This window comes from Lysinibacillus sp. UBA6686, from assembly GCF_002455205.1.
Classification (GTDB): Bacteria; Bacillota; Bacilli; order Bacillales_A; family Planococcaceae; genus Lysinibacillus; species Lysinibacillus pakistanensis.
The window spans coordinates 1-21,390 of record NZ_DKJS01000081.1 but is presented as its reverse complement, the minus strand read 5'-3'; the positions used below and the strand labels follow the sequence as shown (position 1 = coordinate 21,390).

Here is a 21,390-nt window from a genome sequence, read left to right as displayed (position 1 = left end):
AGACTCTACTGTCAAGACATTGTTGGAGGCGCTATTGATCGGAACATATTACTCATCCTTTCTATTTTCAACTCGGTCATTCTATACTTATTTTACCAAAACACACTAGATTTAAATAGTTCGATATTTGGCTGGTGTCATTCCAACATATTTTTTAAATACTTTACTAAAATACTCTTCATTACTATAGCCCACCAACGAAGCGATTTCATTATTTCTTTTATTACTATGAACTAGTAGCTGCTTTGCCTTGTCAATTCTTAGCTCATTTAACAGGTGGATGAAATTTTTATCAATGCTTTTCTTAATTAATATACTTAAATTTGCTTGGCTTTTGTTAAATATGCCTGATAAATAATTTAAATCCAGCTGAGGATCATCAAAATGCGTATAAATATAATCGATTATTTTTTTACTTAAATCATCCCTATTGCCATGTAAATTTAGTATTTTATCTACGAGTGGCTCGATGTAGCTATTTACTATTATTAATAGATTGTCTTCTTTAATCATTTGATGGTGGATACCAATAATTTTTTGAGCACTGTTATATGTTTCAAAGCAATTGAAATGAATGCTATATTGTAATAAGAACGTAATCATAAATTCTAATCTTTGCTGAAAATCGATATCTGTATTTTGTAAAAACGCCATAAATTCTTGTAATTTAAATTCATTCGTAAAAATTTGCTTATCAAAAATGGATTTTCTTTTATTTACTGCAGTAATACCTGTATTTAGATGCTTCTTCAGCAGTAACTCTAGCACGGCTTGATTTAAATCATGCAAGTCTTTTCTTTGCAGAACGATCTGATTGTCCTGACCATACGACAATACAAGATCCGTATTCATAATCTCAATAGGTTCCCCAAAAATATTAAAATGAAATAGCTCATGAGCGTGTGGAATTCCTGTATTTTTTGTTTGATTGATGTTTACAATAAAGTATTCAAATGAATAGATATTACGATCAGTCATTTGTTGGTCAAAAGCCAATATTAAATTTAATAATTGATTATATTTGATGGAATAATCCACTTGTCTCTTCATGCTCAATGCTTGCATCGTTTGAGATAGCTTTATCTTTAGGTTTTTATAATCAATCGGCTTTAAAATGTAATCCTCTGCACCAATTTGAATAGCACTTTGTAAATATTGAAAATCATCATAGCCAGATAGAAAAATCACCTTAAATTGATGAAACTTTTTTAGCTCCCTAACAGCCTCTATCCCACTCATACCTGGTAAATTAATATCCGATAAAACAATATCAGGGGGAATATCTTTCGCTGCCAGCAGCATGTCTTCCCCAGTTGCATAAGAAAAAACATGTAAGGTTTCTGTAAAATTTCTGTTGATAAAAAAGCTTAGTCCCTCTCTAATAAAGTTCTCATCCTCTACTATAAATATATTCATAGAGCTCACCTCACCGTTAGAAGACATTATTTTTTATATGGTAATAGAATTCTCGATACAAAGTATCTTTGTTCGTTAACTAGAACTGTAACACCATACGCTTCTCCATATTTTATCTTTAATCGTCTATTTACATTTTTCAATCCAATGCTACCCTCGTGATTTTCATCATTTATTTTTTCATTTAGCATCGTTATTTTATCAATGTCCTTATATTCGTTATTGCTATAAATATCAATTACAACATCATTTAATTTCCGATAAATATCTATACTTATTGATATAGATGCTTTATGGCTGTACCCATGCTTAAAAATATTTTCAACGATTGGCTGTAGTATAAATTTTAAAATAGCATTTTGTAATAAATCGTTATCTTCTATCTGAATTTCAAAAACTAAATAAGAAACTCTTATTTTCATAATATTAATGTATTCTTCAATAATCTCTAGCTCTTTTTCTATTGATGTTTCATTTTCACTATTGCCCGTGTTATATCTAAAAAGCCTTGCTAGTCCCACACTTAATGTAGAAATCTCCTCAACCTCATGAATCATGGCTAAGTGATTAATATTGTCTAAGGTGTTGTAAAGAAAATGCGGATTAATTTGGCTTTGTAAATTATTTAATTGCGCTTCATAGTTTTCCCGAACATAGTCTTTTTCTTTTTCTACCATATATGCAATTGTCTGATTTAATTCTTGATTGGCGATATCCAACTCATCCTTAATCCAAGCAGATTTTCTTTCTTTTTCTTCAATATGATAAACCGCTTTTCTATACGAGGTAATACGCTCAATAAACATTTGTAAAGTGGTACTAATTTTATTGGAATATAAAAAAGTGATGACGGTTAGTAATAAAGTGGAGGCAATGGCAAATGCCGTTAAATCCTCCTTTTTATTATTCAGCTCTTTAAAAATGGAGTCAGACGTAGCAATGACAACATAGTAACAATTATTAAAAGGATCAAAAGAATACATCAGAATTCGTTCTACATTCAAATAATCAATTTTATAGTAATTGGTTTTCTGGGGCTCTAATTTACGAAAATACTCTTTATGCTCTGATATATGGGAATTCGTGCTGAATTTAATATCCTTTTGCTCTGTTAATAAAAGAAAATCAGAGTAGCTACCCCAAATTGAATTTAACACTTCATGGTATACTTTTGTGCTTGCTTGATTATTCTCAAAAGACGAATTAAAATAATGAATTTTTTTCAATACCTCTAGCCGTGTTTCTATTAGTAGCTTCTTTTGATATTCCCCCACATTATTTATATAAATCACGGTCATTATAAAATAGGGCAAAATAAATACAATGAGGGTAAGAATAAGATATTTATATTTTAAAGATAAATACATTATTCTCACCCCTTTTCTAGTTCCTTAGCAATGTTCCTCTTCCCAGATGGATTGACCGCTAGATACACCACCGTCAATGACCATTTCACTACCCGTAATATAGGATGCTTCCTCGCTTCCTAAATAATAAACTAATGATGCGATTTCCTCTGGGCGTCCCAATCTTTTTAATGGTACATACTTTGCCTGATCCTGTGGCGTCTTATTTGATTTTTGCGCTGCATACTCAATCATTTGTGTTTGAATATATCCAGGATGAATGGAATTCACTCTTACATAAGGTGCAAATTCCATTGCGGCGTTTTTGGTAAGCGTTCGTATGGCACCTTTAGTTGCTCCGTATATCCCTAGACCTTTTGCACCAAAAAAGGCTGCGTTGGAGGATGCATTAATAATCGAGCCATTTTCCTGTTTATACATAATAGGTGCTATATATTTTAAAGCTAGAAAGCTGCCCTTCACATTAATATCAAACATAGCCTGATACTCTTTCTCTGTAGTTGTAGCGATATTATTCATAACAAATATCCCAGCGTTATTAAACAATACATCAATTTGATAGTTCTTGTCATGTATATATCTTTGTAAATATTCCCATTTATTTTCATTTGTAACATCTAATTCTATAAAATCAACTTGAGCACCATAAATACTACCTAGCTTACTGCCCTCCTCTGCATTAATATCACATGCAAGAATATGAAAGCCCTCCTGATAAAATTTATCGAGTGTGGCTCTGCCAATTCCAGCAGTAGCTCCTGTAATTAGAATACGCTTTGTCATAAATACCTCCATAATAGTCTTTATTTCGCAATCCAACCACCGTCAATAACTAGCTCACTACCTGTCACAAAATTAGCCTCATCACTCGCTAAATATAAAACACCATAGGCTACATCCTTAGGTTTACCGAGCAATGGCAATGGCGTGACCTCTTTCATCCATTTCGCTTTTTCGCTATTCTCAAAAAGATCTCGTGTCATTTCTGTTTCAATCATGCCCGGATGCACAGAATTCACGCGGATATTGTATTCTGCTAAATCCATGGCTGCTGCCTTTGTTAAGCTTCTAACAGCTCCCTTTGAGGCATGATAGGAAACATAGCCTTTTTCGCCGATAATTCCATAAACAGAAGAGATATTAATAATACTTCCAGCCTGTTGCTTCATCATGTGTTCAGCACATTTTCTAACGCCTAAAAAAGTACCCGTCGCATTAATGGTCATTACCTTATTCCAGCCCTCTAAATCCTCATGTATAACTGAGCTTCTAGAAGGAATGCCCGCATTATTCACTAAAATATCTAAGCGTCCAAACATTTTGATGGTCTTTTGGATAACGATCTCCCACTCTGTCTCAGAGGATACATCATGTTTATGCACAAAAAGATTATCGTTTCCCGTGTGCCGCTTCTTTAAAAGCTTTAATGCCTCTCCATTAATATCTGTGGCAACCACTTTCGCACCCTCTTGTAAAAACAATTCAGCCTCTGCCAACCCTTGTCCATTTCCTGCACCTGTAATAATCGCTACTTTATTGTGTAAGCGCATTTTATTCATCCTCTCTATTTTTGAATCTTCGAACGACCATAAAAATCAATCATAACAGCGACAATAATAATGGCACCCTTAAAAATGGACTGCCAATAAGTACTAATGGAAAGACTATCAAAAACATTTGAAATCATAATTAAAATACTTCCACCAATAAATGTTCGCCAAATTGCACCTTGCCCACCTGAAAGTGAGGTACCTCCAATAACGACAGCGGCTATTACATCTAAAACAATTGATTCCCCTATATTTGCCTGACCCTGAGCAAGTCGGGAAGATAAAATGATTCCGCTCATGGATGCACATAAACCACAAATGATATAGGTGCTAATGATTAGTCGATTTGTTTTTAATCCTGCTAATCTACTAGCCTCACTGTTACCTCCTACAGCATATAGTGCCTTTCCATATAGCGTGTAAGAGAGAATTGTCCCTAGCGTAATAAAAATAGCAGCTAGAATAATGACAGAAACGGGGATTGGTCCGATATAATGAGAACCAAAAAATTTATAGGCTGGATCTTTCACAAAAAATGGCTGGGCCTTCGAATATACTAATGCAAAGCCAGTGAAAATAGAGCCTGTTCCCAGTGTTGCTACAAAAGGAGGTACCTTTAAATAGGTGATTAAAACACCGTTTAACAAACCTGCAATAAGGCCAATAGCTAAACCGACAATCACTGCTACAAAAATAGAAGTGCTATCTACTAGACTTGCAGCAACTACAGCCGTTGCAGCGTATAATCCTCCGATAGACATATCTAAGCCGCCGGTGATCATCACATAGGTCATTCCAGCAGCCATTATGCCAATTATGGCTAATTGACTTAGCATATTTAATATATTAGTAGGATTTAAAAAACCATTGTAAACAATTGAAGAAATAATAATCAGCACAACAAATGCGAAAACTACGCCATACCTAAACCCTAAGTTTTTAATATTTCCAAAATTCAGACTTTTATTTCGAGAAGAAGTCAATCTCTGCCCTTCAGATAGTTTATTCATTATGTCTGGTGACTCCCTTCCAAAAACGTTGATTCAACGATTTTATTGACACTAATGTCCTTGCCTTTTAGTTCACTAACTATTTCACCTTTAGAAATAACAAGTACACGATTGCTGACAGCAACCACCTCTTCTAACTCTGAGGAAATAATAATGATACTCATACCTTGCATTGCTAGCTCCTTTAATTTTCGTAACACATCTAACTTAACGCCAACATCAATCCCTCTAGTAGGTTCATCTACTATTAAAACCTTCGGATTAACACTTGTAACCTTTGACAATAAAACCTTCTGCTGATTTCCTCCTGATAAATTTTTAACAATGGAGTTAATTGGTCGTGTTAACTTAAACTCCTTTATATATTGTTGAGCAAGTTGTTTTGATTTTTTAGTAGATAAAAAACCATAGGAACCAATACGTTTTAAATCAATTAAATTTATGTTTTCATGTACCTCAAAGCCTAAATGAAGTCCCGTTTTTTTCCTGTCCTCAGGGGCTAATACGATGCCATTTTCAATTGCCTGTCTAGGTGTGGAAGGGATTTTAACTACTTCTCCTTGTATTTTTAGTGTTCCTTTACAATTTTCTCCTAACCCATAAAGCGTGTTAGCAATTGCGCTTCTGCCCGAGCCCACTAGCCCTCCCAAGCCTAAAATTTCTCCCCGCTTTAATGTGAAGGAAATATTTTTTAAAAAGTGGAAGCTCTCTAAATTTTCAACCTCTAAAACAATCTCCTCAGAGGGAATTTGAGTAGGATACTCTTGTACTAAAATCTCTTTAAAATCGCTGTCGATTTCCTCTCCAAGCATAGCATGTACAATTTTTTCCTTTGTCCATCCCTCTATGCTGCTATGCTCCGTGACTACACCATTCTTTAACACCGTAAATGAATCACAGATTTTCATGATTTCATCCAAATGATGACTAACATAAAGGATCGTGATTCCTCTTTTTTTCAATTCCATTAAAGCCTCTAATAAAGCCTCCCTCTCATTTTGTGCTAAGGACGATGTAGGCTCATCCAAAATTAATATTTTGGAATCTAAATTTAAACATCTCATTATTTCAAGAATCTGCTGATCCGCTACAGATAAATCAATTGCATAAGAATTCGGTGAAATTCGGGTATTCAAGAGTTTACTCAACTCATAAAATCGTTCTAATCTTTTTTTTCGATTGACCAAAATGGACTTACCTTCCTTAAAGCCAAGAAATACATTATCTAAGGCAGTCATATTCGGTATGATGGTTAATTCCTGAAATATTGTTGCAATGCCAGCCTCTCTAGAGCTATGAGGATCGCCATAATGTAATTCATTTTGGTCAATAAAAATATTGCCTTCTGTAGGCTTAATTCTGCCTGAAAGCATGCCAATAAGCGTTGATTTACCTGAGCCATTTTGCCCAATAAAAGCGTGGCAGTGACCTTTTGATATTGTGATATGAATGCCTTGATTCGCAAAAAATTCACCATACTTTTTTGATAAATTAGTGATATTGATAATGGATGTTGCCTTTGTCATAGAATCACTCCCCTTCTGATAAAGCAAGCACACAAGGTAATTGAAATGGACCCGTGAGCTTGCCCTATATGTTTAAAATATCGTCTAATATTCTGGTAACCCTTTAGTCTCAAAATCTGCGATATTATTTTTATTTACATAAGGTGNNTTAATCGCTTCCATACCTCTTTGTACCTCTTCTTTAGGAAGCATTATAACTGTTTGTTCAATATCACCGTTTCTGACTGCTTCAAAGGACCACTCGTCCCCACCAAAATCATAAATTTTTACTTTTCCCTTTTTGCCCGCTGCGTTCACAGCCTCTACAACTCCTGCCGACATACCTGAATAGTTTGAAAATATCACCTTCAAGTCAGGATGTGCTTGCAATGCGTTTTGTGTTACCTGGAATGCTTGATTTGCTGTGTAATCCGTTGAATACGGGCCGATAATTTGCCATTTATCATGACTAGCTATTTCAAGCTCCATACCTTTTATATTGTTTAAATAAGGTGTACCAGTGGATGGACCTCCAATAATAGCAATTTTCCCACCATCTGGATTGGTCTCAACAATATCCTTATAAATATCCTGATAAACATTAACTCCTTGTCCACCGACAAACGTAAGTGTTCCTTCAGCAGCATTATCTACTGCTCCACACAATTCAATATTGATGGCTGACACGGCAATATTCGCTGGAAGAACTGAGCTTTGAACCATGTCACATAGCTGATTGCCATCCACCGCTTCAATTAAAAAGGCATCAAACTTTTTTTGCGCTACTGCATTTTGGAGCTGGTTAAGTTGTTTAAGCGGGTCGAAGCCACCATCAAATATTTCAATTTTCCAACCGTATTCCTTTGCCACCCTTTCAGCCTCTTTAATGCCTGTTTGTAAATAATTATTACTAGCACCCGCAGAGAAAAAGGCAACCGTTTTCTGATCATCAGAGGATTGCTTGTCATCCGAGCTACCTGAATCATCCGAACTACTACATGCTGCTAAAATGACAGCAAAAACGAACAAACAAACTGTTAACCATTTCTTCATAAAATACACCTCTTACTTATTATATTTTTGATATAAATCATTTCTTCGTTTTCTATCATAGAAGGTAGTAGCTACACCACTTTTTCGTTTTTCATATAACGTATCTATGTCTAGTATAGAGGTAATAACCTCAAAATCGCTTGTAGTACATTCTTCCATCATTCCGTTAGACGTCCATGGAAGCTCACATGGCGATAAATTAGCAGAGCTGCCAAAGCCAGTTTCGATGACGCCTTCTACCTCTCCAATAATTGGGGAATGAATAACGTATAGCTGATTTTCAATACACCTTGCTTCAGCACAATGTCGAACACGCCAAAAACCATGCTCCGTAAATGTATAGGAAGGACAGAAAATGATATCCGCTCCTTGTCTACTATAAATTGTCGCGATTTCAGGTATTTCAATTTCATAGCAAATTGCTACACCAATCCTTACTGGTCCAATATCAAATGTTTCAAGGATATCGCCTTCTTTTGTATCCCAATCTGATTCGGCTGGGAAAATATGTGTTTTTCTATGCTTAACATAATTCCCTTTTCCATCAAAAATATAAGCTGTATTATAAGTATGCGGCCCCTCCTGCTCAAGCGTGGAACCAGCAATAATAACTTGATTTCTAGCTTTAGATAACTTATTAAACAGCTCTATATAATCATCTAAAAAATCAGCAAGCTTACAATTATCTCGACTTGTAAATTTGGAATAACTTTCATAGGTTGTTAGTAGACCAATTGTTACTAGCTCTGGGAATAAAACGTAATCACTATCTAAAGGAATATCTTTAAAAATACGTTGAACCGTATTGGCAAAATCCTCAAAGGATGAATAGCCCTCAAATTTAAATTGAACATTCGAAACCTTTACTTGCATGGATATATTTCCTCCTTTAATTTGCATTTTCCTCATATGCCAAGCAAATGTTTTCAAGCGTAGTGAACCAAGCTCCTTTCTCCTCCATATATTGAATTAGCATTTCAAGCATTTGAATATTGTGTGCCCGTCCTATTGTTTGAGGATGAACGGTTAAAATATAACAGGAGCCCTCTAAATGATCGACTGCAAAATCGAAAATAGATTTCCAGCGCTCATAGACTTCTGTATTTGAGCGAAGACCCTCTCCCCCTCCAATCACATATTCTTGGGTTGGAAAATCATCTAAATACCATGAAACGGGAATTTCAATAATATGACTTGGAGGGCCAAAAGTGTTGCCATTGTCAAAATCTACATTTACCTCTCTTGGACGATATGGATGTAAATCATTCCCCATTAAACTACTATCATATTTAAAATTATATTTTTCTAATAGCTTTAATGTATTTGGGCTGTAATCCCATGCTGGTGAACGATAGCCCACCGGCTCAACACCAACACGTTTTAAAGCCTCTAATCCCTTTAACATTATGGATTCCTCTTGCTCATAGCTCATATCTGTTGGATTTTCATGTGCGTAGCCGTGATGGCATATTTCATGTCCGGCTTTAATAATGTCTTTAACAGCCTCCGTATGTGTATCTATTGTGTGTCCGGGAATACAAAATGTTGTTGTAATATTATATTTCTCAAACAAATTCAATAATCTTGGCACGCCGACCTCAGCTCCAAACTCACCTCTCGCTAAATAGGCTGGAGATGTTCGACCAAACGTGCCATACCATACAGATGCTGCATCGAAATCTACACCAATGTTTACGGCAACTTTCTTTCCTTCAGGGATTCTTACTCTACCAGTACTTTGCATATTAAATTCCTCCTTCGTTTCATTACAACAAAAATATACATAATTCTGATTATTTTTAAAAATGCAAAAAATTAAAAAGCAGCTATTTTTTAAATAAAAACAAAAAATAGCTACTTTTTACATCATTCTTCTCATTATTAGTTTTTATGTATTAAGCTTTTCGATGAAGATCACTTTCATCGTGTAGCTTTCAAATACTCCGAAATTTTATTATGCCTGTAATACTGGTAAAAAAGCCTCATTATTTTCTACACTGTAGCTTCGACAAAGCCAAGGGCCATGCCTATAAAACATGCTCTTCTCATAGACATACTTTGGATAAAGAACACCAGACCTCCATTCATCTTCCATCAGTTTTTATTTATCTTGATGAATAGATTTTAAGTGCATAAGCAATCTCTGAAAATCACTCGCCTTTAATAATTGTTGACCAAAATGCTGTTATTTAGTTGCTTTAATAATATTGGGAAATAGCTTTGATGCCGAAATATGATCTACTGGATAGATTAAACTTTCTATTTTTTCATCCGAAGTTATACGAATACATTGTCTCTTTACATCCTCAAAATCAAGTTTTCCTAAATTATTTTTAATTTCGATTAAGCATAGAAAATGTGGTGTCACAAATAGTGTATCGATTCTGCACATTTTCCCCTCCATTCAGCACTCCCCCCATCAAAACACAAATTCCCACTTGTATTCGACAAAAAAGCCTCCGCATACTAAAGCGAAGGCTTCAAAATCAATGTTATTTAAATTCTAACTCGCCATCATAGGCAAGCATACCACCTTCAAGGTTTGTTACATCAAAGCCTTGAGCTTCTAAATAGGAGCAAGCATTTGCTGAACGACCGCCAGCCTTGCAAACAATAATATATGGTTTCGTCGCATCTAATTCCTCTAGACGTTCTGGAATGGTTCCAAGTGCTATATGCTGAGCACCAGGAATCATACCTTGAGCTACCTCATCTTCCTCACGAACATCTATAATGTAAAGATCTTCATTAGCGTCTAATAGTTCTAATAATTGCGTTGTATCCATTGATTTCATAAAAGTTTGTCCTCCAAAATATCAATTTCCTATTACATTATAGCTCGAAGGCAAAAAAACAGCTAGTGTCATGAACACTAACTGTTTTCATATCATATTTACATGCTTTTATTGCTCTGTTTCTAAAAAATCTACTTGCTTTACAGGAACGAATGTAGAAATAGCGTGTTTGTAAATAAGATGCTGCTTACTTTCAGCATCAATTAACAACACTGTAAAATTATCATAGGATTTTACAGTTCCTTTTAATTGAAAGCCGTTTAAAAGAAACACAGTTACAAATACACTGTTTTTACGTAGATGGTTCAAGAACGTATCTTGCAAATTAATTGACTTCATCAAAAATGCCTCCCTACTCTCTTTCTACCTCTTCATTCCTATAGTAGCATGTTCTACCATTTTAGCAATTAGTAATTTTTAGAAATTCCCCATTCTGTAATGGGACGTTTTAAATTTGTTCACCATTTGAAATAAAATAGATATCCATCTTATTACGGAAATAGGTTAATTGTCTTTTGGCATAGCGACGAGAATTTTGCTTTAAGCTTTCAAGTGCTTCATCAAGTGAGCATTTACCATCCAAATAATCATACAATTCCTTATAGCCAATCGCTTGAATGGATTGTACACCTCGAATATTTTGCTGCCATAACCCCTTTACTTCCTCTAACAAACCGTTGTCCATCATCACATCAACACGGTGATTAATTCGATCATATAGCTCTTCTCGAGACATATTTTGACCAAGCCCTAATACGACATGGTTATAGAGAGGAATTTCTCCACGATTTTGTGCCTCGGAAGCCTTAGAAACACCACTTAGCTCAATCATCTCTAATGCTCGTATCACACGGCGCGTATTATTGGGATGGATGGACTCCGCTGTTTGTGGGTCAAGCTTCTTTAGCTTCTCATGCATTGCCTCAGGTCCTAATTTTTCCAGCTCTTCATAATAAGCCTTTCGTGCCACCTCATCTACCTGCTCCTCTGTAAATTGAAAATCATAGAGCACTGCCTGAACATATAAACCAGAGCCCCCTACAATAATAGGTAGCTTCTCCCGTGCTCGAATTTCTGCAATTTTCGTTCGCACCAATCTTTGATAGTCTGCTACTGAAAAAGCCTCCGTTGGCTCCTTAAAGCTAAGTAAATGATGTGGCACACCCTCCATCTCTTCCTCAGTAATTTTAGCCGTACCAATATCTAAGCCTCGATAGACCTGCATGGAGTCACCATTAATAATTTCACCATTATATTTTTTTGCTAGTTTAATACTTAATGCTGTTTTACCTGAAGCAGTTGGGCCAACAATTGCGACGACCTCTGCCTGTTTTATTTTATCTTGTATCATTTTTTTCTAACCACCGTAATAAAACTTGATAGACTGCCTCTTGGTTATCCTCGTTTAAAATTTCATGGCGCTTATCCTCAAATAAGTAGACTGTCACATTCTGCAAGCCTGCCACAGTGAATTGCTCAGCAACAGCATAAATACCCTGCCCTTGATCTCCTACTGGATCCTTACTACCACTTATCAAAAGAATAGGAAGATCTTTTCTTACTTTAGCCATTTCATTTTTTCGATTTAAGGTCATAAAACCTGTTGTCAAATCTACAAAAAATTGATTTGTTGGGATAAAGCCACAATATGGATCATCTATATATTTTTGTACCTCGTTTTCAACAGAGCATAACCAATCATACGCCGTCTTCGAATCGGGAAATTGCTTATTAAAGCTTCCAAAGCTCAGCTTATTTAATAGCTTGCTTTCTGTCTCTTTTCCAAGCTGCTTCGCTAAGGCTCTCGCTACCAAATTTCCCATCGCATGCAAGGTTGTCACATGCCCTGTTCCACAAAGAATTACCCTATCAACATGGCGGCTGTACAGTTGTATAAATCTTCTCGTAATAAACGATCCCATACTATGTCCAAAAAGTATGAAAGGGACATCTGCAAACTGTTCATGTAATGCAGTAACTACCTCATGGACATCCTCTACGACTCGATCAAACCCATTTTGTTCAGCAAAAAACCCTAATGTACCATTATAGCCTGCCGTCTCGCCATGCCCACGATGATCATGCATAGTTACTGCATACCCAGCTGCCGTTAGTGCGCTAGCAAACTTTATATAGCGCCCACTATGCTCCGCCATACCGTGCAAAATATGAATATGGCCAATACATGTACTTGACGGCTGTAATGTACGCGTAAAGACAAAATGGCCGTCTGACATTTCAATGTAACGTTCCATTTCCCTACACTCCCTCTTCCACAAAACTTGTTGCATCTAAAATAGCCTGTTCTAGATGAGCAAAATACATGTTTTTTTGTGGCTCTGTATAATGTAAGCGTTGCTGCATCACTTGAATAACCTGTTGTTTATAGCGTTTAACAGCATCGATATCAAAGTATAACAAGCCTGTACGACGAATAAAGAAGTCACTTGGCGTGTATACCATCTCTGCCTCGATACCATAGAGCAGCATTGCATGGAGAGCAAGTGGCATTGTACTACCATGCTCATGTAAATATTTTACCTGATCAAACAACGCATCGACATTTGTGCCATATTTTTGAACAAGCATTTTTGCTTCATCATAGTTTAGCCCGTACTGAACGCCTTCTCTTGCTTTATAGGCTATATAATCGGGGAAATTAATCGCATTGATGCCCTTTGCACCAGAAAGTGATAACTCACGTGTTATACATGGACTTGCATGCTTATATTTATGCGTTTTGACAATTTTATCTACAATTGTTTCTGCCATTTGACGATAGCCTGTTAATTTTCCACCAGCAATTGTCATGAGTCCACTTGGAGCCGTCCATATTTCATCCTTTCGAGAGATTTCAGACGGATTCTTTCCTTTTTCAAAAATAAGTGGACGTATGCCAGCCCAGGAAGATTCAATTGTTTCTCTTGAGATTTTCGCTGTTGGAAAAACAGTTTTTGCCGCAGCAATTAAATAATCAACATCCTCTTGTGTCGCAAAAGGATGTGCTATGTCCCCTTCGTATTCTGTATCGGTGGTACCTACATAGGTTTTACCATCGCGTGGAATAGCAAAGGCCATGCGACCATCCATGATATCGAAGTACACCGCTTGCTTTAACGGGAAATCCTTTTGATCTAGAACAATATGGACCCCTTTCGTGAGTCGTAATTGCTTTTTGTCTGCCACTTTATCCTTTTGACGGACAGCATCCACCCATGGTCCTGTTGCATTGACAATTTGCGCAGCATGCACTTCTATCGTTTTTCCTGTTATATGATCCTTAACTTCCACACCTACAAGTTTTTTCTTATGATATAAAAATTCTGTCATCTCGGCATAATTAATGCATAATGCTCCATATTCTACTGCTTTTTTCAGAACCTCAATGGTAAGACGCGCATCATCTGTCCGATATTCAACATAATAGCCTCCACCGACCAGCTCATCTTGATTGAGTAAAGGCTCAAGTGCCGCAGTTTCCTGTGCACTTAGCATTGTTCTACGCTCATTCTTCTTGACACCAGCTAAGCGATCATAGACCTTCAAAGCTAATGATGTAGTTAAGGGACCAAGTGAGCCTTTTTTATATAACGGTAGAAGCATCTTTTCGGGTGTTGTCACATGTACGGCGTTATCGTATACAATTTCCCGTTCACGCCCAACCTCAGCCACTACGCTTACATCAAATTGCTTTAAATATCGAAGTCCCCCATGAATAAGCTTTGTAGAGCGGCTTGAGGTGCCAGCAGAAAAATCCTGCATCTCAATCAGAGCAACTGACAGCCCTCTAGATGCAGCATCGAGTGCTATACCTGCACCTGTAATACCACCACCAATGATTAAGACGTCAAAGCTATATTGTTCTAAAAAATGCATAATTTTAGGACGATGCTCAAATGAAAACATATCTTATTCCCCCATCAGCTATGATTTAAATATTCTTGTAGCCGCTACAGCTCTTTGCCAGCCCTTATAAAGAGCTTCTCCCGCTTCTGCATTCATTTTCGGCTGATACGTTTGACCATGCATCCATAATGCAGATAATGCCTCTTGATTTGGCCAAAAATTTGTCGCAAGCCCTGCTAAATAGGCTGCTCCAAGTGCAGTAGATTCATTAAGCTTAGCTAGCTCCACCCTTAACTGCAAAATATCGCTTTGGAACTGCATTAAAAATTCATTACTTACTGCTCCACCATCTACTCGTAGCAACTCAATAGGCGTACCTGCATCTTGCTCCATTGCATCTAGCACATCTTTTGTCTGATAAGCAAGTGATTCCAGTGTTGCACGAATAAAGTGCTCCTTGGAGGTTCCTCGTGTTAGGCCAAAAACGGCTCCCCTTGCATCGGTATCCCAGTAAGGGGTCCCTAAACCTACAAATGCAGGTACAACATACACTCCATCCGTGTTTTCCACCTTACTCGCATAGGTCTCAGAATCCTCGGCTGAGCGAATCATTCGCAAACCGTCTCGCAGCCACTGTATCGCTGAGCCTGCAACAAATACACTTCCTTCTAATGCATACGTCACTTGACCATCGATTCCCCATGCAATGGTTGTTAATAAACCATTCTCTGATTTAACTGCCTGTTCACCTGTATTTAATAGCATAAAACAGCCTGTGCCATACGTATTTTTAGCCATTCCCTTAGAAAAGCATGTTTGACCAAAAAGCGCTGCCTGCTGATCTCCTGCTATCCCTGCAATCGGGATTTCCTCACCAAAGAAAATACTAGGTGCTGTATGTGTATAAATCTCAGAGGAATTTTTTACACTTGGCAGCATGGACATTGGAATATCTAACAATTTGCAAAGCTCTTCATCCCACTTCAAGTCATGGATATTGTAAAGTAAAGTGCGCGCGGCATTTGAATAATCTGTTATATGTGCCTTTCCTTTTGATAATCGCCAAACAATCCAAGAATCAATCGTACCAAATAATAAATTTCCATTTTCTGCCATCGTTCGTGCGCCATCAACATGATCTAAAATCCATTTAATTTTTGTTGCAGAAAAATAGGCATCTAAACGTAAACCTGTTTTTTGCTCAAAGAGTTCCTCTAGGCCTTCTTGATCCTTTAAGTCATTCACAATGTCCTGTGTTTGCCGAGACTGCCAGACAATGGCATTGTAAACAGGCTGACCTGTATGTTTATCCCAAACAACAGTTGTTTCACGTTGATTCGTGATTCCAATGGCATGTACTTCACTGGCTTCATGCCCACTTTCCGTTAATACGGCTGCTATCACAGCTAGGATAGAGCCCCAAATTTCATTGGCATTATGCTCTACCCAACCGGCTCTGGGAAAGTATTGTTGGAATTCCTTTTGAGCTACATGGACAATTTTGCCCTTTTTATCAAACAAAATTGCTCTTGTGCTCGTAGTGCCCTGATCTATAGCTAAAATAAATTCACCCATTCATTCTCCCCCTTTAATACAGTTCTACATAACCCGTTTAAACATTTTTTCTACTTCATAAGTCGTAAAATGAATGAGTACTGGACGTCCGTGTGGGCATGTAAATGGATTATCAGCATTTCGTAGATCATTCAATAACATTACCATTTGCTCCCTTGTTAAAAAATGATTGGCCTTGATTGATTTTTTACAGCTCATCATAATTGCCGCTGCCTCCCGTAATTTCTTAACGTCTGCCTTTTTCGTAGTCAGTACCTGTTCAATTAAATCTTCAATAATTTCCTGTTCTTCCCCTTTAGGAAACCAGCTAGGATGCTCCCTTACGACAAATGATGACTGTCCAAATTCCTCTAAAAACACCCCAACAGCCTCTAATTCTTGTTTGTTCTCTCTTAATAAGAGTGCCTCGTCAGCGGCATAGTGGAAAGTTAATGGTAGCAGTAAAGCCTGACGTTCATTTGGGTTCACCATACCCACCTTTTCTCGGAAAAATTCATATTTAATACGTTCCTGAGCTGCATGCTGATCGATTAAATAAAAGCCATCCTCCATCTGTGCAACAATATATGTGCCATGAATTTGACCCACTACTTCCAGTGCAGGAAATGGTTCTTTTGTAGACTCTTTCATCGAATCTTGCCTTACTTCCTCATCTATCACATTTTGAATTGATTTTTCCTCGATTGGCTGTGTATATTCAAAGCTATCTTCAACAGGGGTAGGGGATGATTCTGGTAATGATTTTACTGGCTCTAACATGCTTGATTCCTGAACGGTTTGCACATCATATAGCTTTTCTACAATGGCATTCATTTTCTCCACATCTAGCTTCGGAGCTGGCTTCCAGATATTTAACTGCTCAGTTGTAGACTTCACTATCTTTTCCTTCTTTTCCATTTGTGGCACTCTGATAACATGTCGTATAGTTTCGCGAATGGTCTCCTCAATGAGTTTAAGTAGCTCTGGTTCCTTACTTAAACGGATTTGATGTTTGGCAGGATGAACATTGACGTCTGTTAAATAGGGGTCACCCTCTATAAAGAGAGCCACTATAGGAAAACGCTCAATTGGTAAATACGTATGATAAGCATCGACAATCGCTTTTTGCACTAAATAATGCTTGACCCAACGACCATTGACAAAGAGGGACATATAATTTTTCGAAGCACGTGTCACTTCAGGTAAGGATACGAAGCCTGTAACTTTATAATCATGTGACTCTCCCTCAAAAGGCACCATTTTCTTGGCATTATGCACACCGTAAATTGCCGCTAATACTTGCTGCACATCACCTCGTCCATTTGTTTGTAGCAATTGCTGACCATTATGTAGCAATCTGAACGCAATTTGTGGATTGCCAAGTGCAAGACGGTTCATTAAATCGATTGTATGTCCAAGCTCGGTTTGAATCGTTTTCATATATTTTAAACGTGCAGGTGTATTGAAAAATAACTGTGCCACTGTGATATCTGTTCCTTTTCTCAGTGGACCAGGCTTATTTGTCACCACATGCCCACCCTCAAGCTCTAAATACGTGCCTGATTCTCCATTAGATGTAATAAGTGTCATCTTAGAAACTGAAGCTATCGAGGCTAATGCTTCACCTCGAAAGCCCAGTGTTCGAATGCGGAATAAATCATGTTCTTGATGGATTTTACTTGTGGCATGACGGGAGTATGATATCAATGCATCCTCTTCATCCATGCCACTTCCATTATCAATCACCTGAATTGAAGTGAGGCCCGCTTCTAGTAAAAAAACATCGATGGACGTACTACCTGCATCTATGGCATTTTCCACAAGCTCTTTCACAACAGAGGCTGGTCTTTCAACTACTTCCCCTGCAGCGATTTTATTGGACAGCCATTCGTCCATAATTTGTATTTTTCCCATTGCGCATCACTCCTTTATTTTTTAGCATTTAGTAGCTGCTGCTGTAGCTCGTATAAAATATTCATTGCCTGCATGGGTGAAGTGCCTAGAATATTTACTTTTTCTAAATTTTTTAGCACCTCTGCTTCGGCAGATGAAATTGGCTCCTCCTCTGAGAATAACGTCATTTGAACGGGCTGTTCGTTAATTTCCTGAGGGGTAGTTATTTCCTTCCCAGACTCAAAGTTTTCAAGCAGCACACGTGCCCTCGATAAAATTTCCTCTGGTAATTGAGCAAGCTGTGCAACATGAATACCGTACGATTTATCAGCTGCCCCTTTTTTGACCTTGTGTAAAAAGACAACTGTTCCACTTTTTTCGGTGGCTGAAACATGAACATTTTGTAGACGTGTAAGTTCCTTCTCAAGAGCTGTTAATTCATGATAATGAGTAGAGAATAGCGTATTTGCTCCAATTTTATCATGGATATACTCCATCATGGATTGCGCAAGGCTCATACCATCATAAGTGGAAGTCCCCCGCCCAATTTCATCAAACAGCATTAAACTATTTTTCGTAGCGTGCATAATGGCATGTTGAGATTCTAGCATCTCTACCATAAACGTTGATTGCCCTGCTGCTAAATCATCCGCTGCCCCAATGCGTGTAAAAATCTGATCTGTAATAGGCAATCTCGCTCTTTCAGCAGGCACATAGCAGCCCATTTGCGCCATAACGACAATCAGTGCAACTTGACGCATATAGGTGCTTTTACCAGACATATTCGGACCTGTAATGAGCATCATATTATTATTTTCCTCAAGCACACAATCATTAGGCACATACATTTGCTTGTTGAGCATTTTCTCTACTACTGGATGACGCCCTTCTATAATTTCTAAGGAGCGACCACCGTGGAATTCAGGCTTTGTAAAGCGATATTTCTCAGAAACACTCGCAAAACTGACTAACACATCTATCTCACTAATGCTTGCTGCCAGTGCTTGTACCCTTGGAATAAATGCCTTTAATTGATCACGAATTTCCACGAACAAGTGATACTCTAATGTTAAACTTTCTTCTTCTGCGTTTAAAATTAATGCTTCTTTTTCCTTTAACTCCTGCGTGATATAGCGTTCCGCATTCGCTAAAGTTTGCTTGCGTTCATAGCGTGTTAAATCAGCTAGATGGATATTCGATTTTGTTATTTCGATATAATAACCAAAAATTCGGTTATAGCCGATTTTTAAGTTTTTAATACCTGTTTTCGCTCGCTCCTCTAGCTCTAACTGTGCAATCCAATCCTTGCCATTTCGTGAAGCGTAACGTAGCTCATCCAGGCGTTCATCATAGCCATCACGAATAACGTCCCCCTCTTTAATAGTAATCGGTGGGTTATCTGTAATCGCATGAGCTAGCAACGTCTCTACATCTGCGCATGTATCCAGTGCAGCACCAAGTTTTTGTAGGGTTTCATTTTTGGCACTTAGCAAGTGTTGTTGAATAATCGGCACCTGACGTAACGAATCACGAAGCTGTGCTAAGTCACGTCCCCCTACATTTCCAAAAGCAACACGACCCGCTAAACGCTCTAAATCATATACTTGCTTTAAGGAAGCCTGTAGCTCTGTTCGAACAAAATATTCTTCTAATAAGTCTGACACAATGTCCAGTCTAGCCTCTATGGCTGAACGTGTGGCAAGAGGCTGATGTAACCATTGCTTTAGCTTTCGCCCACCCATGGCTGTTACCGTATCATCTAATAACCATAAGAGTGTACCTTTTTGATCGCCACCTCGTATTGATTGAATAAGCTCTAAATTACGCTTTGAACTAGAATCAATGCGTAAGTAATTTTTCATTTCATGATAGGTAAATGCTTGAATATGTGATAATGAACGCATTTGTGTTTTATCGATATAAGCCAGCAAACGTAAGCATGCAACTTGTAATTCACTTGGTACAGCTTGTAAATAGTTTGTAGCTTTATCCATTGTCATTTCATCTGTTTCAACAGATAGTACGATTCCAGCATTGACTGCATGCTCCGCCAATAAAAGCTGTAAACTTTCTGTCACAATCAGTTCACGCACTCCATATGCCTGCATTTGTAGTAAAAGTGCCCGACCATCTCCCTCGATGGAGGAGACGACCGCTTCACCAGTAGAGAGATCTAAATAGGCATAACCAAACGTCATATCATCAAGCTGCTCAGCAGCACCAATAAAATGATTGGATTTTCCTTCTAGGGATTTCCCCTCCATTATCGTTCCTGGTGTAATAAGCTGCACAACTTCTCGCTTCACTACACCTTTTGCTTGCTTTGGATCTTCTGTTTGCTCACAAATAGCTACCTTGTATCCCTTTTGCACCAGTGTTTCAATATAATTTTTCGCTGAATGATGCGGAACACCGCACATTGGGATACGTTCTTTTGCACCTGCATCTCGGCTTGTTAATGTTATTTCTAATAGTTGTGAGGCATTAATCGCATCCTCAAAAAACATCTCATAAAAATCACCTAATCTAAAAAATAAAAAGGCATCCTTGTAATCTTCTTTTACCTGCAAATATTGTTGCATCATTGGTGTATATGTAGTCATAATAAAATTTCCCTCGCTCTTGCCATATAGATATTTTTATTATAACAAAAGATACATGCGAAACGCTTCATTCATCTTTTTTAAGATGTTAGCGTTTCGCATGTATCAATAACTTATCGTTTTGAATATTATCTTGGTCTTTCATCAGGAAACGATGAGGACTCTAAAACATACCTTCCTTCTCCACTCGAGCTAGACGATGAGCTGGAACTAGAGCTAGAGGAAGATGAGGATGAACTCTCATCATTAAAGTTCCATTCTTCTTCAAAATCTAGTGGATGTACACTAATACAAATTGTCGTTTCTCCCATAACCTCTACAACTACTTCACGCTCAACAACGATTTCAAATTTCGTGCCACATGGAGAGATGATAGCCTCTATACAGTTTGGCTCTTGAATAACACGTACACGAACATCATCACCAGCACTTACATCGCCATCTCTAAAATGAAGCTTCACTTTGTCTTTATAGTGAACCGTTTCAGAAAACACTGCTGTTTTCGAATGATTACTATAGGCATACCATACATTAACATCAAATTTCCCTGATACTTCTACAAATTTACCGACTTTTTTTGCGGAGCAAGTATGGTTAATAACCCAGCATCCAAGAATACTTGTCGGTTTATTTGATGGACTTAATGTTACACGTTCTTCCGTTTTCTTCTTCCCTTTGGCAACTACTGCTCTCGTCACGATATGTCGTAAACGTTTCAGCGCAATTCCTCCTTCGACTCTTTTCACTCCATCATATGCAGGTAGCGCCCATTGGGTGAACATATATTTTTATAGAAAT

General features: G+C 37.6%; 19 protein-coding genes. All 19 read right to left on the bottom strand.

From position 1 onward, the window contains the following. Positions 1-111: 111 nt before the first annotated feature. Positions 112-1,416, bottom strand: coding sequence for a response regulator transcription factor (locus B2R82_RS21845; protein WP_286927038.1), 1,305 nt, complete (start codon positions 1,414-1,416; stop codon positions 112-114). 26 nt (positions 1,417-1,442) lie between these two features. After that, a complete protein-coding gene (locus B2R82_RS21840) occupies positions 1,443-2,783 on the bottom strand; it encodes a sensor histidine kinase (RefSeq protein ID WP_286927037.1) in 1,341 nt (446 codons plus the stop codon). A gap of 24 nt (positions 2,784-2,807) precedes the next feature. Further along, entirely contained in the window at positions 2,808-3,566 is a 759-nt protein-coding gene (locus B2R82_RS21835; protein WP_286927036.1) for an SDR family NAD(P)-dependent oxidoreductase, read from the bottom strand. Between the two features lie 20 nt (positions 3,567-3,586). Further along, positions 3,587-4,333 carry an SDR family NAD(P)-dependent oxidoreductase gene (locus B2R82_RS21830; protein WP_286927035.1) on the bottom strand — a complete coding sequence of 249 codons (747 nt, stop codon included), beginning with the start codon at positions 4,331-4,333 and terminating at the stop codon, positions 3,587-3,589. 14 nt (positions 4,334-4,347) lie between these two features. Further along, entirely contained in the window at positions 4,348-5,343 is a 996-nt protein-coding gene (locus B2R82_RS21825; protein ID WP_286927034.1) for an ABC transporter permease, read from the bottom strand. Next, positions 5,343-6,869: a sugar ABC transporter ATP-binding protein gene (locus tag B2R82_RS21820; protein WP_286927033.1), complete on the bottom strand. Its 1,527-nt coding sequence runs from the start codon at positions 6,867-6,869 to the stop codon at positions 5,343-5,345. The genes B2R82_RS21825 and B2R82_RS21820 overlap by 1 nt, the downstream gene beginning before the upstream one ends. An 84-nt stretch (positions 6,870-6,953) precedes the next feature. Then, on the bottom strand, positions 6,954-7,901 hold the full coding sequence (locus B2R82_RS21815) for a sugar ABC transporter substrate-binding protein (RefSeq protein ID WP_286927031.1): 948 nt from the start codon (positions 7,899-7,901) through the stop codon (positions 6,954-6,956). A gap of 12 nt (positions 7,902-7,913) precedes the next feature. Continuing rightward, positions 7,914-8,774 (bottom strand): nitrilase-related carbon-nitrogen hydrolase, encoded by an 861-nt coding sequence (locus B2R82_RS21810; RefSeq protein WP_286927029.1) that lies wholly within the window; start codon positions 8,772-8,774, stop codon positions 7,914-7,916. 16 nt (positions 8,775-8,790) lie between these two features. Further along, positions 8,791-9,645 carry a polysaccharide deacetylase family protein gene (locus tag B2R82_RS21805; RefSeq protein ID WP_286927027.1) on the bottom strand — a complete coding sequence of 285 codons (855 nt, stop codon included), beginning with the start codon at positions 9,643-9,645 and terminating at the stop codon, positions 8,791-8,793. 441 nt (positions 9,646-10,086) lie between these two features. Further along, positions 10,087-10,305 carry a hypothetical protein gene (locus B2R82_RS21800; RefSeq protein ID WP_286927025.1) on the bottom strand — a complete coding sequence of 73 codons (219 nt, stop codon included), beginning with the start codon at positions 10,303-10,305 and terminating at the stop codon, positions 10,087-10,089. Positions 10,306-10,393: 88 nt separating this feature from the next. Then, positions 10,394-10,696: a rhodanese-like domain-containing protein gene (locus B2R82_RS21795; protein ID WP_286927024.1), complete on the bottom strand. Its 303-nt coding sequence runs from the start codon at positions 10,694-10,696 to the stop codon at positions 10,394-10,396. A gap of 108 nt (positions 10,697-10,804) precedes the next feature. Further along, positions 10,805-11,035 carry an RNA chaperone Hfq gene (gene hfq, locus B2R82_RS21790; RefSeq protein WP_054770660.1) on the bottom strand — a complete coding sequence of 77 codons (231 nt, stop codon included), beginning with the start codon at positions 11,033-11,035 and terminating at the stop codon, positions 10,805-10,807. 109 nt (positions 11,036-11,144) lie between these two features. After that, the gene (gene miaA, locus B2R82_RS21785; protein WP_286927021.1) at positions 11,145-12,047 is read right to left on the bottom strand and encodes a tRNA (adenosine(37)-N6)-dimethylallyltransferase MiaA; all 903 of its coding nucleotides are present in this window, start codon (positions 12,045-12,047) and stop codon (positions 11,145-11,147) included. Further along, on the bottom strand, positions 12,034-12,951 hold the full coding sequence (locus B2R82_RS21780) for an alpha/beta fold hydrolase (RefSeq protein ID WP_286927019.1): 918 nt from the start codon (positions 12,949-12,951) through the stop codon (positions 12,034-12,036). Before B2R82_RS21780 ends, miaA begins: the two co-directional genes overlap by 14 nt. Before the next feature lie 4 nt (positions 12,952-12,955). Then, a complete protein-coding gene (locus tag B2R82_RS21775) occupies positions 12,956-14,602 on the bottom strand; it encodes a glycerol-3-phosphate dehydrogenase/oxidase (RefSeq protein WP_286927018.1) in 1,647 nt (548 codons plus the stop codon). Positions 14,603-14,620: 18 nt separating this feature from the next. After that, complete coding sequence (glpK, locus tag B2R82_RS21770; RefSeq protein WP_286927016.1) at positions 14,621-16,117, bottom strand: glycerol kinase GlpK; 1,497 nt, start codon at positions 16,115-16,117, stop codon at positions 14,621-14,623. Between the two features lie 24 nt (positions 16,118-16,141). Further along, entirely contained in the window at positions 16,142-18,010 is a 1,869-nt protein-coding gene (mutL, locus tag B2R82_RS21765) for a DNA mismatch repair endonuclease MutL (RefSeq protein ID WP_286927014.1), read from the bottom strand. Positions 18,011-18,024: 14 nt separating this feature from the next. Beyond that, positions 18,025-20,592, bottom strand: a complete 2,568-nt coding sequence (gene mutS / locus B2R82_RS21760) for a DNA mismatch repair protein MutS (RefSeq protein WP_286927012.1) — start codon at positions 20,590-20,592, stop codon at positions 18,025-18,027. A 128-nt stretch (positions 20,593-20,720) separates the two neighbouring features. After that, the gene (cotE, locus tag B2R82_RS21755) at positions 20,721-21,374 is read right to left on the bottom strand and encodes an outer spore coat protein CotE (RefSeq protein WP_283871248.1); all 654 of its coding nucleotides are present in this window, start codon (positions 21,372-21,374) and stop codon (positions 20,721-20,723) included. Positions 21,375-21,390 lie beyond the last annotated feature (16 nt).